Origin of the sequence: Desulfospira joergensenii DSM 10085, assembly GCF_000420085.1 — a bacterium.
Classification (GTDB): Bacteria; Desulfobacterota; Desulfobacteria; order Desulfobacterales; family Desulfobacteraceae; genus Desulfospira; species Desulfospira joergensenii.
On the sequence record NZ_ATUG01000001.1, the window covers coordinates 131,719 to 148,313 of the forward strand.

Below are 16,595 nucleotides of genomic sequence, written 5' to 3' on the forward strand. Positions count from 1 at the left end.
GGAGATATAAAAGTGCGGATTGGGAAAGCGTCTCCCGATCCGCACCTTTGTATGAAACCGTTTATTAAATCCCTTTGGCCGCCCGGGATCAAATTTTTTAACTCAGCCTTTTTTATCCGGCAAAGGCCGCATCCGGCATCTCCATGATGGCCGGCATATTGGTCTGCAGGGCTTCCATCTTGCCCATGGCGGCGGGCAGGGTCCATGTGATGTAGTATTCGGCGGTCTTGACCTGACCCTGGTAAAAGACCAGATCCTTTTTCTTGGCCTTTTCCAACTTGGGCTGGGCCGTCACTGCCCGCCAGAGTTCCATCCATGCCATGCAGACATCTCCGGTGACATCCAGGAAAGGATGGGCCACGGAAAATGCATTCAGCACCTTCTCGGACATGGCGGTCATGCCCATGTGCATGGCCACTTCACCCAGTTTATTTACAGCCTGTTCCACCTTTGCGGCCATGGATTCCAGGCCTTGAATCTCCTTGGCCGCGGCAATGGTCAGATTCATCTCCCCCAGGAGATCCATGAAGGGCTTGCCTTTTTTCAGGCCCAGCTTCCGGCCGAGAAGATCCATGGCCTGGATCCCGTTGGTCCCCTCATAGATACTGGTGATCTTGCAGTCCCGGAGCAGCTGCTCCTGGGGATATTCCTGGATGAATCCGTAGCCCCCGTAGATCTGGACTCCCTGGACACAGACCTCAAAGGCCCTGTCCGTGCAATAGGCCTTGGTGATGGGGGTCAGAAGCTCGATGAGCCCTTCATATTTTTCCCTTTCCTCCTGGGTGTCCGAGGTCTTTGCCCTGTCAAAACAGATGGCCGTATAGTAGAGAAGGGCCCGCATCCCGTCCACATTGGACTTCATGGACATGAGCTGACGGCGCACATCCGGATGATTGATAATGGCCACAGGCTTTGGATCCGCATCAAAGACTTTCATGAGGTCCGTACCCTGGAGCCTTTCCCTGGCATAGTTCACGGCATTGATATAGGATGAGGTGGCAAAGCTGAATCCCTGGAGCCCTACTCCCAGGCGGGCCTCGTTCATCATCACGAACATGGCCTTCATGCCCTTGTTTTCCTCTCCAAGCAGTTCGCCGATGCACTTGCCCTTGGAGCCGAAGGAGAGGGATGCCGTGGCATTTCCGTGGATCCCCATCTTCTCTTCAAGACCGGTGCAGGCCACGTCATTGGGCTCGCCGGGGGATCCGTCCGGGTTGATCCTGTACTTGGGGACCAGGAACAGGGAAATGCCCTTGGTCCCGGCGGGGGCCCCCTCGATCCTTGCCAGAACCGGATGGATGATATTCTCGGTCAGATCCTGGTCTCCGCCGGAGATAAATATCTTATTGCCTGTGATGGTATAGGTGCCGTCATCGTTCTTTTTTGCGCTGGTGGACAGATTGCCCACGTCAGACCCGGCTTCAGGCTCTGTAAGGCACATGGTTCCGGCCCATTTGCCGGTGTAGAGATTTTCCAGGTAGATTTTTTTCTGGTCTTCGGTGCCGAATTCCTCCACCAGCTTGCCGGCCCCGTGGGTCAGACCCGGATACATCTGAAAGGCGCAGTTGGCGCCGACAAACAGCTCCCCGGCTGCAGTGGCCAGCACCCTGGGCATGCCCTGGCCGCCGAACTCAGGATCATCACACATGGCCACCCACTCTCCCTGGCAGTAGAGATCGTAGGCCTTGTGAAAGGATTCAGGCACCCTGACCTCCCCCTTGTCCAGGACACATCCCTGTTCATCCCCTTCCTTATTCGTGGGCAGAAGCTCTTTTACGGCCAGTTTCCTGGCTTCGGATACCACCATGTCCATGGTTTTTTTATTAAAGTCCTCAAACAGCTCATGGGAAGACAGATCCGATGCCGACAGCATCTCGTGGAGTACGAATTCCTGGTCCCTTCTGTCTGCGATTGATTGTGCCATTGCTTGTTTCTCCTTTAAAATTATATAAAAGTCATGGGTTTTGCATTCTAAAAACAATCTCCTGCAAAGCAGGCTCAATAATTCTCAATTCTCAATTGTTCTGATGATTCCCCGGGTGAACATTTCAAAAATCATTGAAAGCCTCTGATCAAGATCCTCTTCATCCTCTTCCCGGAACAATGAGGCCCAGGCCGCAGAATGGACGATATCACTGAAAAGCTCGGCCATGTCCCGCCGGGGGTAGGCTTTGATTTCACCGGCTTCAATCCCCTGGGCCAGGATATCCCGGAACAGGCTGACCATCTTCTCATGGAGCCGGTTCACCCTCTGGTTGAGTTTGGGCATGGCCACGCCGTCGATATTGGATCTTTCGGAAATATAGATTTTCACCACTTCCCGGTTGGCCCTGTAAAACCGGGCCTGGGCCTTCATGCAGGCCCAAAGCTTTTCACTGGCCCTGCGGTTCTCGTCCTGTTTGATTTCAAATAAAATATGCCCCAGTTCATGGACCCTTTCAATGACCAGGTCATGGTACATCTCCTTTTTCCCGGGAAAATATTTGTAAATGGTACCCAGAGGGTATTGGGAGGCCTTTGATATCTGGGCCATGGTGGTGGAATGGAACCCCCTGGACGCAAATATCTCCATGGCGGTTTCAAGGATCTCCTGCCGTTTTCTTAGATCATCCCTCTCTTTTCGGGTCATTTGAGCCATTCATAAACCATTGTTTCAAATTTAGAATACTGATTCTATAGACAGGTGCCGGGGTTTTGTCAAGGAAAAACTGAATACTAATTCATTCTCAATTTTTTGGATATCTTTTGAATAAGTCATTTAAAATTAAGAATTATTTAGAACAGGCACCCAAATAAAAAAATGAACATTTATTCACAGGCCGGAATTTTTACAGGATCAAAAATAGATGGGGAGGAGGATTGAACTCAGAGAGGAGAACCTCTTTGTCTACCCCTTCTCAGTTCTCACTTATTCTGCCAGGTCCGGAGAACCGCCTCTGCCTCTTTCACATAATTCTTGGATAAGAGATCTTCAGCATGGGTCCGGGCCTCTTCCATGGAAAGATTTGAAATGATTTCCTGGACCCGGACCAGGAACCGAGGATCGACGCTCAAGGCAGAGATGCCCACCCCCAGAAGAAAGGGAATATAGAGAGGATCATGGGCCATTTCACCGCAGACCGAGACATCAATCCCGTGGAAGGCAGCGGCCCGGGAAATCTTTGCAATTCCCCGGGTTACGGCCGGATGATGGGGCAGATAATAATCCGCCACTCCTTTATTGGAGCGGTCAACCCCCAGCATATATTGAACAAAATCATTGGTGCCGATGGAAAAAAAATCCGCTTCCCGGGCAAACCCGTCCAGGATCTCCAGAACCGAGGGCAATTCGATCATCATCCCGATTTCGACATCGGTATTGTGGTCGAACTCTTCCCGGGACAGATCGGCCATGCTCTCATTGAGAATCTGCTTTGCTGTGCGGAATTCATCAAGGGATGAAACCAGGGGAAACATGATCCGGAGGTTTTTCCTCCCGGCACCGGCCCTGAGAATGGCCCGGATCTGGGCCCGGAAGATATCCGGGTGCTTCAGGGAAAAGCGGATGGATCTCAGTCCCAGCTCAGGATTGGCCTCTTCTGGGGAATTGGAATAGGCTAAAGATTTCTCCCCCCCGGTATCCAGGGTCCGGACGGTGACAGGGCAATCCTCCACCTCATCAAAAAGACGCTTGTAAATCAGATATTGCTCACCCTCGGTGGGAAAGGCCGACCGGATCAGGAAAGGAAACTCCGTCCGGTACAGGCCGATCCCCCCCACCTTGAGTCTCTTGGCCAGGGAGATCTCGCTGAGTAAATTGATATTGGACAGAAGAATCACCTCCTGTCCGTCCCGGGTCAGGGTTTTCCCGGCAAGTTTTTCCTCCCGGACTCTTTTTTCCAGCCTCTTTTGGCTTCTGAAAAGGGAAAGGGTCTCTTTATCCGGGCGGATATAGATATTTCCAAGGTCCCCGTCCATGAGGATCTCTGTGCCCTGGGCGAGATTCAAAAGCCTGGATTCTTCCACAAGGATCAAAGGAATCTTAAGGGACCGGGACAGGATGGTCACATGGGAGGTAACCCCTCCGCCGGTCAGAATAATGCCCCGGGCCCCGCCGGACACCAGTTTCAGGATATCGGAAGGATAGATCTGACGGGCAATGACGATGCTGTCCTTCCCGCAATCATCATCCCCTTCCCCGGTTGTGAGGTTCTTCAGAATTCTGACAGCCAGATCTTCCACATCCTGGGCTTTTTCCTTCATATGGGCGTGGGAGCTTGCCGAAAAGATAGAAATATATTTACCGGCAATTTCCCGAACCGCTTGAAAAGGGGATCTTCCCAGATCAATGAGGTCTTTCATCTTTCCGGTAAAATTCTTATCCTTTAAAATCATGAAATGGGCGGTAAAGATCAGGGAAGCACTTTCCGGCAGCTTCCTGGCAAACTCCTTTTGAAGATCTGTGAGCTCCTGGAGGGTTCTGTCAAGGGCACGGGAAAAATCCTGGCAGGTGAGTTCTTTTTCAAAAAAGGAATCATCATAGAGCAGGGATTTCCGATTCTCATTCAAAATCACAGCCTTGCCATGGCCTGTCCCTCCGGCCGCCGCCCTGCCCTTGATAAAAGAGGGGGGAACAGAAACCGGTTCAGCTTCCCTGGGTTGATCGATCTCGATCAATAGTCTGGCGTTTTCCACAGCCCCGGCCAGCTGGGTAACCACCGCCCGGATAATTTTTTCATCGGAAGGCTCAAAGTAGTCTGCATCCCTGTGCTGGACCACCAGTACCCCGATTTTTTCCGCTCCCCGCTTGATGGGCATACATAAGAAGGAGTTAAAAGCTTCTTCCCCGGCCTCTTTAAAGTACTTGAACCCGGGATTTTGACTGGCCCGGCCTTCCCTTACAGGGGAGAGGGTTTCAAAGGACCGTCCCACAAGTCCTTCCCCGGGCTTCATGGACACCCGGTTCACCGCCCCGGGCTTAAGCCCCCGGGTCGCCTTGAGCACCAGTTTTTTTGAGATTTCATTGTAAAGATAGATGGAACAGACATGGGCTTTGAAGTGACCGGCCACAAGATCTGCGGCCTTCTGGAGAAAGCCCTGGATATCCGGACTTCCCGCCACAAGATCGGTGAGTTCGCTGATATTAAATAAGAGGTCTAAGCGGCCGGATTCTCGCTTATGTGTCATTTTTATATTAGAAACAGTCGTTAACGGTTGGTCAAGAATTCAAAAAGGAGCAAGGCTTCCTATTATTACTTTTTTTCTTATAAATATTACATTTTTTTCCCAAGTTTTCAACTCAATTTTACACACAATAGGATTGTTCATTTTATGAATTATATTTATAAATTAATTTATATTTTTAATTCTCGGCAAATCGTCTTTCCATAACGATCTTTGAAACTCATTTATCGCAAGCCTCATAAAAAGGGGAATTAGGCATAAAAATTGCAATTTACGGCGATTAATGCATCTATAATTACGGGAACCAAAAAAATTGGAGTCCCAACAACAATCCATCTATTTCAAGGAGGGAAGATGAAAAAAATTTTATTGTTCATTTCTGCAATTGCAATTATTTTGGCCATCAATGGAATGGCTCAGGCCACACAGGTTACATTGACATTTGATCCTAATGACATATTGGATTTATACCCATCTGAAGCTGGGGACGAAAATGTAGCCGGTGAAACCAAGGCTACCCAAGTCAACGCCCGCAGATACCACAAATCTTGGGCCAGCACATATTATGAAACCTTTTACAACCCAGCGGCCCCGCATGACCAATCAACTGATTACAATAATTATTTGGCTTGGAGAAGCTCTCTCACCGATGATGGAGAAGGAATTGCCATGTTTAACACTTGGTTCCTGGACAATCCTGCTGTGAAGTCATGGGGAGAAACTGCTGTTGCAAAACCTGGCACCGAAGTTTCGGCCACTGCTGCCGACGGCTGGACATTTCGCCTTATTGAAAACCCTTACGGACTTGGAGGCACATCCGTACAATGGTGGACAACTGATTCAACTAAACTGCTACAGCCTGGAGGCGTTGACATCAGCGAATTTAGCTTTACTATCGATTTGTATTACGATACCGGGACCGAAGGTTGGGACGGCAGTGATGTAGGTGTTTCGATAGGAGATGAAATTAGATTCTGGGTTGGTGGCATAAACGGCGATGACGAATACTTCTATAACCAGGCGACCCAAGCAATTTTCTCAGAAGATTATTCTAAAACATCTTATGAAATGGACGATTTGGGAGAGGGCTTTGAAGCCATGCTAACAGCTACGGCCAGCGCACCAGTTCCAGAACCCACCACAATAGCTCTCTTTGGTTTCGGCCTTTTAAGCCTGGCAGGAGTCACCAGAAGAAGAGTCAAGTAGAAAACCCCACCGACACCTGGATAAACGGAGGGCAGTTTCCATTAAGCAAAGGGCAGGAATAATTCCCTGCCCTTTGCTCGTTATCCCTTAATCATTTTCATCAACTATGGTTTACCCCCCCAGAACTGCCGAATCCGCTTACAATAAAATAATTAAAATAATCCACCGACACTCTCGAATCACCGAGGAAATTGTATCCCTGATCAACGACAAATAGTTTTTTCCTTCCAGGAATTATGAATGACGCTGATCAAGAGGAGAGCGGCACCTATACAATAAACGATATCGGCAGGCAGGCAGGCAAAATATACTAACCATCTGCCGGCTATCCTCGTGGAAGGCCCTATGGGATTTTAAAAAACCGGTTTAACATAATGTTCTCCATGGCTGGATCGCCATACAGTTTCCATCTTACCAGCTGGAAACCGGAAGCTGTACCCCAAAAAAGGAAAAGCGCATCCCAGACCCCGAAAGATCTGAAATGCGCTTTTCCTTTAACCTCTGTATTTTTCTTACTAGGGCAACTTTTTAATGATGCGAATCCCCGCTGTCGTTCATGGTGTCATAGGCGGCCTTGGCCACGCAGAATGTCATGCCGGCGCCCAGGATGCCGATGGCATACCAGAATCCGCCGAAGAAAATGGCATGGCCGATGTCCCAGGCCCATTCAAAGCAAAATGGAAACATAAGTCTTCTCCTTTATTGTTCAGCCTGGGGCTGGTTCAGTTCCTGTTCCTGGGGGAACACGGGCAGGTAACGGTATGTTACCGCGATCAGAATAATTCCATAGGCCACGGGCAGGATGGTGGTTGCGATTTCCTGCCAGGAGGGGAAGTAGAGGGCCCAGGTATCAAAACTCATGACCGGGACAGCCATGATCTGGAGGACCATGACCCAGCGGTTAAGGCAGACCCCGATAACCCCCAGGATAATGGCCGCAAGCCTTAAGCTCGGGTTTTCCCGGGTGGATCTGTTGATCAGAATCAATCCGGGAATCACGCCGCACAGGATGATCTCTGTAAAGAGGATCCAGTATCCGTAAAAGGCATTGTTGCTGTAAAAATGACTGATCTTAAATCCCAGGCTCGGTGCGGTCACCGTGGCCCAGTATATGGTATCAATGATCTTGGCAATAATATAGGTGGTGATCATCCAGCCGGATATCTTGGCCAGCAGGTGGACGGTTTTGTCGCTCACCAGTTTTTTGCCGGTGACGGCTTCTGTGATCTTTGTCACCAGCAGGGTAAAGCAGGGACCGAATGCCGCGGCAGACCAGGTAAAGAGAAAAAAGGTCCAGGGCCAGATCAAAAGACCTTCCCTTACGGCAAAGGGACGGCCGAACATGACGCCGGCCACTCCGCCCAGGGATCCCTGGTGGAAAAAGGAGAGGAACGCGCCGGTGGCGGCAAATACAGCCATGACCCCGTGCATATTGTGGGCCAGGTGATGGAAAAAGGGCACCTTGTTCATCTGCCGGTTTTCCAGGATATTGGGAATGAACTCAATGGTGAGAACCGCAAAGTAGCAGGACAGACAGAAGGCCACCTCGGTGAGCATGGAATGAACATTGGCGTGCCAGAAAATAAACCATCCCCGCAGGGGCTGGCCGATATCAATGGCCAGGATCAAAAGGGCCGAGCTGTAACAGATAAACCCGATGATCACGGCAAAGTTGATGATGTTTTTCAGCTCATCCACCTTGAATATATACTTGAGCAGGCCGGTGAAAAAAGCACCGCCTCCTACGGCAATAACGGCAAGGTCGGCCCAGATCCAGAGGGCAAACCCGTAATAATCGTTCATATTGGTCTGGTTCAGGCCTTTAAACCAGCACAGCAGCATGGCAAAGACCCCCCAGAGCAGTACGGCACCGACCAGGGCTATCCCAATCATAAACTTTGGAAAAGAGCACCTTTTGGCACCTTCGGGTATTAATGCAGAATCCATAGTGTTTGTCTCCTAAGTCTTTGAAAAATTATTCATGGGATGCAGACCCGTGATGGTTCTTGACCTTGTCCCATTCACCGTCAAGGTAATTGTCCCCGGCCTTTCTGACCCATTCCCGTTCAGACATGTAATAGACCTTGGTATTGGTGCCCAGGCGCTCAAGGAGCCTGAAAACCTTGGGATTTCTGGATTTCCCCACCACGTGCCTGTTCATGGGATCGGGATGGGGATCCGGCTTGACGATCTGGTGAACCTCGTGGGAGGGATTGTTTAAGTCGCCGAACACGATGGCCCCTGCCGGGCATGCCGTGGTGCATGCCGTCTGATACTCTTTTTCCTCGATTTCACGCTCTTCCACATAGGCCTTTTCCCTGGCCAGCTGGTACCTGTGGTAGCAAAAACTGCATTTTTCCACCACCCCCCGCATCCTGGGGGATACATTGGGGCTAAGATAATTTTCCATGCCTTCGGGCCAGGTGGGGTCCCACCAGTTAAAGTACCTGGCATGGTAGGGGCAGGCCCCCATGCAGTACCGGCATCCGAAGCACCGGGTATAGATCTGGCTGACAATTCCCGTGTCATGCCCGTAATCCGTGGCCGTGGCCGGGCATACGGAGACGCAGGGGGAATGGCCGTGGTCTCCCTTGCCCCCGCAATGCTGGCAGGGTCTGGGCATGTAGACCACCTCTGTATCTGGAAAGGGTTTGTTATTGGTCAGTTTATAAACCCGCATCCAGGTGATGCTGTCCTTTTTTCTGGACTCATCCTCCTTAAACGGAACATTATTCTCTGACATGCAAGATACCATGCAGGAGCCGCATCCGGTGCATTTGTCCAGATCAATAACCATTCCGAACTTATGTGCTTTTTTATCGTGTATCATCAGAACCTCTTAAGATTTTTATTCATTTAGGCCTAGGAAAGCTTGGCCCGGATTCCAAAGGCGGCATCCAGTCCTGATCCGGCCTCAATTACCGGGCCGATCAGCTCATTCACATTCACACCCTTATTGGAGACAAATTTATTGTCAAAGGTGTGGCCCAGACCTCTGGCCATTCCAATGACACCGGGCATGATCCCCTCGTTGAGATTGATTCTCACCCTTGCGGATCCCGCAGGGGTGGTCAGGGTGGCCAGGCTCTGGTCCTTGAATCCCTTGGCCGTTGCAGGATTGACCTCCACCAGGATATCCTTTCCGGAAAGGATCCGGTCGGAAACCGTTTTTACGGCAAAGGGAGAAGAGGCCGGAACGCTCTGGGTCAGCCGCATATTGTCGATGGGGACCAGGATAAGCGGGCCGTCGCCCTGGGGTTCCATGGTTTCCGGGTTGTCGGAAAGAAAAGAGAAATCCACTCCGGGAAGACCGGCAGGAGGCTCTTCAGAGACCACCAGGTGCCCTTCTTCGCTGAGGGTATCCCAGACATCTGCCGCCAGGCTTTCCAGGCAGTCTGAATAAGAATCCCATTCAAAACTCTCGGCAATGCTGCCCTCAAGTCCATTCGCCAGAAGGATAAGGGCGTCCCCGGGTGATTTTGAATGGAATACAGGATCGATGATCTGCCGGCCAAGGCCGATGATACTCTTTGACAGGCCCGGGCTGGGCGGCACATCTTCGGTTTTTTCCAGGAAGGTGCTCATGGGCAGAACCAGGTCCGCAGCCATGGCCGTCTCATCCAGGAAGGAGGAAAAGGCTGCAACAAAGGGGATCTTTTCAAAGGCCTGCTTGACCTCTTTGGGATTGTTCAGGGTGTAACAGGGATTGGCATTGTAGACCAAAAGTCCTTCCACAGCCGGGGAGGAGGCTTTGTTCAGCCTGGCCACAAGGTCGCTGACCGAGCCGGCCAGTTTGTCCTTGCCGGCACCGGCCTCGGCAATTTCATCCATGACCGGATCGGGAAAGCTCAGGTATTCGTCCTGGGGCATGACAAAGACGCCCCCTTTTTTATTGATGTTCCCCGTAAGGCAGTTGAGAACATGAATGGCGGCAAATTCCTTGAGGCTCTGGGCCCCTGCTCCCCTGCCCTTGCCCGGAACGGCCACAGGGGCCTTTGCCCTGGCAAACATGAGGGCAGTTTTCTCGATATCCTCGGCCGAAATCCCGGTAGCTGCCGCTACTTTTTCAGGCGCATATTCGTTCCGGACCATGGCCACGAACTTATTGAACCCGCCTCTGAAGTTGGCCGCAAAACCCGAATCAAAGAGATTTTTTCCCAGGAGCACGCCGCACATGGACAGGGCCAGATCCCCTTCGGAACCCGGGGTAACCGGAATCCACTTGTCCGCATTGGCCGCCGTATTGGAAAGCCGGGGTTCGATCTGATAGAGCTTGGCATGCCGCTCTTTCCGTGAGGCATTGGCCTTGAAACAGGATACAGGAGATCCCCATCCCTCGATGATGCCGGCACCGAAGCTCAGTACAAAATCGGCATTTTCAAGGTCAAACCCCAGGGTATAGCCGGCACCGTGAAGGGTCTGGGCCGTCAGCTCAAGATAGGTGGAAAGACCCGGCATGGCATAGTAGTTGGGGGACCCGAATGCCGTTAAAAAATGTTTGAAAAGCCCGGGAACAGAGCCTGTATTTTTATCTCCGATACAGACCAGCCTTTCAGGGGCCTTGTCCCGGATCACGGCCAGTTTGTCCGACATCAGGGTGATGGCCTCGTCCCAGGAAATGGGCTGGAACGTATCCCCGGTTTTCTTCAGGGGCTGTCTGACCCGGGCCGGATCGTACAGGTATTGAAGGCCGGCAATCCCGTGGAGACAGGCGCCTCCGTCATTGACCGGGTATCCTTCCTGTCCTTCTATTTTCACGGGCCTCTTGTCTATTTTTCTAATGCTGATTCCGCAGTTTCCAGGACAGATACTGCAGACCGAGCTGTCATATGAAATTTCTCCGTCCTTGGGAACAGGAGTCCAGGGCCAGTTCTGTGTCCAGATGGATGAATCATCCGTCAACTTGATTCCCACAGGGGAAACCGCGACACCGGCCGCTGCGCCAAGTCCCAATCCCAAGAAGCTTCTTCTATCAACTTTCATAAATCAATCCTCTTAAAGTTCGAAATTCTTGTGTCAGGCGGATTACTTGTGGCACTGGAAACAATAGCCCTGATGGCCTGTCTCTTCCTTGTGACACTCTGCGCAGTCATCCATTTTCATCCTATCCCAGGAATTCTTTTTGATTCCCCAGATGTTCTTGCCCCAGATATCCCGGCTGTAGCCGGTAAGCCTGTTCTCCTCGTAGGGTCTGGAAAAGGTGGACTCCCCGATGTGGCCGTGACAGGTCACGCATTCCATGCCGCCGGCATTGATGTGGGCCGCGTGGGAAAAGAATACGCAGTCAGGCTGTTTTGAATAAACATACCAGGGAACCTCTTTCTCCTTTGCCACGTACTCTTCGGCAAAAACGGTCTCATCCTCGGTTTCCCCCATGGCCTCCTCCGTATGGCATTCCATACAGGTTTCCAGATTGGGAATCCCTGAAAAAGTACCGTCTTCCCTCAGGAAGTGACAGGTTTCACAGTCACCGGTTTCGTCGACATGCAACTCATGGTTAAAGTTAAAAGGTTGCTCTTTTTTCGAATAGAGCAACTTGGGAAAAAGCAGCCAGCCGGACAAGAAGCATATCAAAAATGCCACTAGGAAAAAGATGACCCCAAGACCTAGGCCCTTGTCATCCTGTGGATCTCCGGCAGCGCCGTCCCCCGCACCATCCATGGAACCCGCTTTGTTTTCTATTTCGCTCATGAAAACTCCATCAAAGTTAAAATGTTGATGTTACCTATCACCTATTGTCCGGAGGTCCCCGGACTTATCTTTTTTGCGGACAGGATTCAAGACTGTCTGCAATACGTCCAAATAGATTCTTACGCTGGGGCAATTAGCGTTATTCTATATTAAGATCTTGTTTTGTTGTCAAGTAAATTACCCGGGATGCCATCCCTTTACAGACCCGGGCCCGAAATAAAACAGGGGAGAATATTTAGAAAATATTCTCCCCTGCCAAAGAAAAACTGAACCGGATCGTTTTTACCCGTAACTATGGAGTCCGGACAATAGATAATTGACACCGAAATAGGTAAACAGGACCGCCAGAAAACCCGCTATGGAGACAAGTGCCAGATTCTTCCCGTGCCACCCCCTCATGAGCCGCAGATGCATGAATATGGCATAGACAAACCAGGTGATCAGAGACCAGGTTTCCTTGGGATCCCAGGACCAGTATTTTCCCCAGGCCGAGTTGGCCCATACCGCTCCCGTGATAATCCCGATGGTCAGAAAAAGAAATCCAAACACCACCATCTGGTAGGTGAGTTCGTCGATAATATCCCAGGCAGGCAAACGGGAGGATATGGATCCCGGGGCCGGGTTTCTGGGCTTGACAAAGTAGATGATGCTGAATCCAAAGGCTACGGCAAACCCGGCATATCCGAGAAAGCAGGTGATCACGTGGGCAATAAGCCAGTTGGATTTCAGGGCCGGAATCAGAGGAGAAATCTTTGAGCTGACACTGGGATCAAAAGAGGCGTAGGCAATGGCCAGAAAGACCAGGGGAGAGACAAACACGCCGATGATGCTTTCCTGGTACTTGAGTTCAACAAAGAGATAGAGCACGGCCACGGTCCAGGAAAAAAAGACCAGGGATTCATACATATTGGAAAAGGGAGCATGGCCGTATCCCATCTGATAGGATTCCACCCACCTTAGGATGATACCGGCGGTGTTGAAGATCAGCCCGGCCAATAGAACCCAGAATCCTGCCCTTGCCAGTATATTCTTCTTAAAGGCAAATGAACCGATATAGAATACAGAGGTCAGAGCGTAGATGAAAGTGGCCGATGATAAAGCAAAAGAACTGTTGATAACCATATATATATCCTTTATTTTTCTAACCTGCGAACCAGCTTTTTGAGTGTAAGCTTCATCCCCTGGGGGTTGCGGTTGGTTTTCCCGGCCACAAGGATCCGGGATCCCCCCTCCCGGGTCCGGGCAATCTCTATAAAATAGGTGTTATGGGCCATGAAAAAAGTAACCCAGCATCCCAGGATCATGAGGATGAATCCGGCATAGACATACCAGACCCCCGGGTCCTTTGTCACCTGGAGACCCGTGTAAAACCGCTGCTCAAAATCCTTGACAACCACGGCAAACCTTCCCTTCCTCATCTTGTCAAAGGTGGGAAAACGGGTGGGCAGGGCGATCTGAACGCTTTCCCCGTTCCGGATATCTATTTTGCCGAAAAAGGCCTCGCCCAGGTTATGCCCCTGAAAATCAAAGTGGGGCAGAAACCCCTGAAAGGTAAAACTGCCTTGGGAACCGGGCAGGTCCACGGCTTCTCCCAGCCGGATCTCCCGGTGGATTTCCTCCTGGGTCTCATTATCAAGAATGGTGAAGACGGCCGATTCAGGGGATGCGGCCCCGTAAGAAGACTGGAAGATATTGATGCCCTTGTAGCGCAGGGGATGGTTGACGCGGACATTCGTGGTAAAGCTCTCCCTGCCCCCCTCAAGGATGGTCAGGTTGGACCGAAACTCTTCCGGTGCCCCTGTGTCGTAAAATTTCACCTCAAACTCATTGCATTTGATCGTAAATCCCAGGGGGACAGGAATCCTTGTCTGATTTGGAACCACGGCATCTGCGCTTTCGCCCTCGTCCAGTTTCAGATCGGCCTTAAACCCGAATACAGAACCGATAAGGGCCCCCAGAAGCAGAAGAAGGACACTGGCATGAACCAGATAGACACCAATCCGGGTCCAACGGCCGTTTTCAGCGTAAAGCCCAATACTGTTTTCCGAATCCGTCCGGATCACCGGCCCGATTTTTTTGGACAGGATCCCGGAAAAGGATTCAGCCAGAGCCTCTACCCCTTGACCGGAATCAAAACCATGACTCGTTTTCAATTTCCTGAACCGGTCCGGATTCACTTTTATGGTTTTGGGAAAAATAATTTTCCAGGTATGGGAGAGTCTTTCCACGGAACAGACAAGAATATTAATGCACAAGACAACAAGGAGAAGGAGAAACCACCAGACATGGTACATGTCGTCCAGGCCCAGGGCCAGGATGAGGTTGGTCATGCCCCTGCCGTAGAGCCGGATATACTGGGCAGGCGCTCCGTTCTGAAGCACCACCGTTCCGATAATGGAGGTGAGTGCAAGAAGGAGCAAGGTATAAACGGTCAGTTTAACTGAACTGAAAAACTGCCAGATCTGATCGGGTATGGTTTGTTTCTTTTCCAAATCTTTTCTTTCCAATCGTTTAAATTGATGAGATAGGGGCAAAAGGGCAGCTTAATGATCTTTTTCATTCCCGGAAAGAAAACCCTCCAGAAAGCCTGAAACATTTGATGTCCGTTCAGGGCTGATCTCCATGGCTTCTCTGATGACCTTGATGGGACCCAGAATAATGGCCTTTTTCCTGGCCCGGGTCACCCCTGTGTATAATAGCTGCCGGGTGACCACCGGCGACAGCTGCTCCGGGATGACCATGAGAACCGTGTCAAACTCAGAGCCCTGGCTCTTGTGGACGGTCACGGCAAAGGCGGTTTCATGGCCCGGGAGATCCCCGTACCTGTAAGTTACGATGCTCTTGTCCGCCATTCTGAATCCAACCCTTGTCCGGCCGGTCTTTTCCGGTCCGTCCTGGGAAAAAACCACTCCGGTGTCCCCGTTAAACAATCCCCTGTCATAGTCGTTCAAACGGATCATGATGATTCGTTTGAAAAATCCACTCTTTATACCAGAATCATCCCTGATCCGCAAAATTTTTTCACAGACATGATTAATTTGTAATGTTCCGGACTCCCCCCGGTTATGGGCACAGAGAATCCTGAATCCGTCCAGTTTTTCCAGGGATTCCATCAGGTTGTTTTGCCCCATGAACTCCCGGTACCCCTCAAGGATATAATGATTCAGCAGGTCTTCCCGGGACTCTTCTCCGCTGGTGTCCTCAAACACGATATCCTGGGTTCCTCCCTGATCCAGGATGGATTTCAGGCCCTTGAAATCATTGAACCGGACCGCCCTGGCCAGGTTTTCCAGCCCGGTTTTCCCACCGGATCTGAAATTATGCTCCAGAAAGACGAGGTTGGACTCCATCCCCCGGGTTTGACAGATCTCGTTGAAAACCGCCCCGGCCTGGACCGGAGAAAGCTGGTTCTCATCCCCCAGCAGGATCACCCGGGCATGGAGGGGAACGGCCTCCAGCAGCCTTGTCATCAGGGCAAGGTCGATCATGGAGGCCTCATCAATGATTACCATGTCCGTTATAAGCGGATTTTCCCTGCCGTGGACAAATCCGGGCCGGTTTTTCAAAGGGACCAGGGCCGAATGGATGGTGGCCCCTCCCTTAAGCCGGGAAGCGGCCTTTCCCGTGGGGGCCAGGGAAAGGATCCCGGGAGGAGCAAGCCCGAGGTTTTGTGCATACTCTTCCAAAAGGGTTTGGATAATCTCCGTGATATGGGTCTTGCCGGTACCGGGGCCGCCCGAGATAATTGTCAATCTTCCTGTCAGGGCTTTTTGCACAGCTTCCTGCTGGGGCGCCGTATGGACCGGATCCTGCTCTTTGAAGGCCCGGGCAATACCCGTTGCCATGAAATCCGGATCCACTTCCAAAGGACCTGCCTTGATCCTGGAGCTGATATTCTCCACCAGCCTTGACTGGAAATCAAAATACTTTGAAAAATAGAGGTGCCCGGCCGGGTCCAGGACCAGGGGCCGGTTCCCAATCCCGGAAGCCTTACCCATACCGTCCCGGGGGAAGGCTTTTCTTTTCCCGGATAGATTTTCCACCATGGCGGCATTTTCCAGGTGGAGGATCCAGTCGTTGTATGCCGGGAGCCGGGTCATCAAATTTAAGTCCCGTTCCCTGGCCGGAAGATTTTCAGGAGAGGGTCCAAGGCTTGAACCGGCCTCTTTTTTCAGGTCAAGAAAGATCTGTCCCCGGGACAATGCCCGGGATACCAGAGCGGATGTCAGACAGACCAGGGCCTGATCTTCCGGGAAAATCCTGGCCATGGATCTGGCAAAATAATAGTCCAGACAAGAGATAAACCCGTGCCTGAAAAGCGTTTCCAGTTCAAATTCTATGTACTCTGTTTCCACCAAATTTCCAGGTTCCCCGACAAAAGATCCATACCGTAAAAAATAGTTCTTTTTACCAATCTTCTCTCCAAAAAGAAACCCGGTCCAAAAAAGAAACCCAGGATGGATCGCCTCAATTTCTCTTGATTCACGGCCTTGTATGAATTAGGATTCCCCTATGATTCAAATTAACCTTCATCC

The 16,595-nt window shown here is 51.0% G+C and carries 12 protein-coding genes; 1 reads left to right on the forward strand and 11 read right to left on the reverse strand.

Going from position 1 to position 16,595, the window contains the following annotated elements:
• Window positions 1-112: 112 nt before the first annotated feature.
• The 3 genes from F608_RS0100590 to ptsP form a co-directional block, all read right to left on the reverse strand.
• Entirely contained in the window at window positions 113-1,924 is a 1,812-nt protein-coding gene (locus F608_RS0100590; protein WP_022663672.1) for an acyl-CoA dehydrogenase, read from the reverse strand.
• Between the two features lie 84 nt (window positions 1,925-2,008).
• A complete protein-coding gene (locus F608_RS0100595; RefSeq protein ID WP_022663673.1) occupies window positions 2,009-2,629 on the reverse strand; it encodes a TetR/AcrR family transcriptional regulator in 621 nt (206 codons plus the stop codon).
• A gap of 275 nt (window positions 2,630-2,904) precedes the next feature.
• Window positions 2,905-5,166, reverse strand: coding sequence for a phosphoenolpyruvate--protein phosphotransferase (gene ptsP, locus F608_RS0100600; protein ID WP_022663674.1), 2,262 nt, complete (start codon window positions 5,164-5,166; stop codon window positions 2,905-2,907).
• Between the two features lie 351 nt (window positions 5,167-5,517).
• Between ptsP and F608_RS0100605 the strand changes: the two genes are divergently transcribed.
• The gene (locus tag F608_RS0100605) at window positions 5,518-6,369 is read left to right on the forward strand and encodes a PEP-CTERM sorting domain-containing protein (protein WP_022663675.1); all 852 of its coding nucleotides are present in this window, start codon (window positions 5,518-5,520) and stop codon (window positions 6,367-6,369) included.
• Between the two features lie 528 nt (window positions 6,370-6,897).
• On the opposite strand, the gene F608_RS36540 is transcribed toward F608_RS0100605, so the two are convergent.
• From F608_RS36540 to recD, 8 genes are all read right to left on the reverse strand, one after another.
• A complete protein-coding gene (locus tag F608_RS36540) occupies window positions 6,898-7,056 on the reverse strand; it encodes a hypothetical protein (protein WP_022663676.1) in 159 nt (52 codons plus the stop codon).
• A gap of 12 nt (window positions 7,057-7,068) precedes the next feature.
• Window positions 7,069-8,316: a menaquinone reductase integral membrane subunit QrcD gene (gene qrcD / locus F608_RS0100615; RefSeq protein WP_022663677.1), complete on the reverse strand. Its 1,248-nt coding sequence runs from the start codon at window positions 8,314-8,316 to the stop codon at window positions 7,069-7,071.
• Between the two features lie 28 nt (window positions 8,317-8,344).
• The gene (gene qrcC, locus F608_RS0100620) at window positions 8,345-9,199 is read right to left on the reverse strand and encodes a menaquinone reductase iron-sulfur cluster-binding subunit QrcC (RefSeq protein WP_022663678.1); all 855 of its coding nucleotides are present in this window, start codon (window positions 9,197-9,199) and stop codon (window positions 8,345-8,347) included.
• Between the two features lie 32 nt (window positions 9,200-9,231).
• The gene (gene qrcB, locus F608_RS0100625; protein WP_027362324.1) at window positions 9,232-11,352 is read right to left on the reverse strand and encodes a menaquinone reductase molybdopterin-binding-like subunit QrcB; all 2,121 of its coding nucleotides are present in this window, start codon (window positions 11,350-11,352) and stop codon (window positions 9,232-9,234) included.
• Window positions 11,353-11,394: 42 nt separating this feature from the next.
• Window positions 11,395-12,060 carry a menaquinone reductase multiheme cytochrome c subunit QrcA gene (gene qrcA, locus F608_RS0100630; protein ID WP_022663679.1) on the reverse strand — a complete coding sequence of 222 codons (666 nt, stop codon included), beginning with the start codon at window positions 12,058-12,060 and terminating at the stop codon, window positions 11,395-11,397.
• A 282-nt stretch (window positions 12,061-12,342) separates the two neighbouring features.
• The gene (gene ccsB / locus F608_RS0100635) at window positions 12,343-13,176 is read right to left on the reverse strand and encodes a c-type cytochrome biogenesis protein CcsB (RefSeq protein WP_027362325.1); all 834 of its coding nucleotides are present in this window, start codon (window positions 13,174-13,176) and stop codon (window positions 12,343-12,345) included.
• Between the two features lie 17 nt (window positions 13,177-13,193).
• Window positions 13,194-14,552, reverse strand: coding sequence for a cytochrome c biogenesis protein ResB (gene resB / locus F608_RS0100640; protein WP_027362326.1), 1,359 nt, complete (start codon window positions 14,550-14,552; stop codon window positions 13,194-13,196).
• A 51-nt stretch (window positions 14,553-14,603) separates the two neighbouring features.
• Complete coding sequence (gene recD, locus F608_RS0100645; protein ID WP_022663682.1) at window positions 14,604-16,415, reverse strand: exodeoxyribonuclease V subunit alpha; 1,812 nt, start codon at window positions 16,413-16,415, stop codon at window positions 14,604-14,606.
• Between the last annotated feature and the right edge of the window lie 180 nt (window positions 16,416-16,595).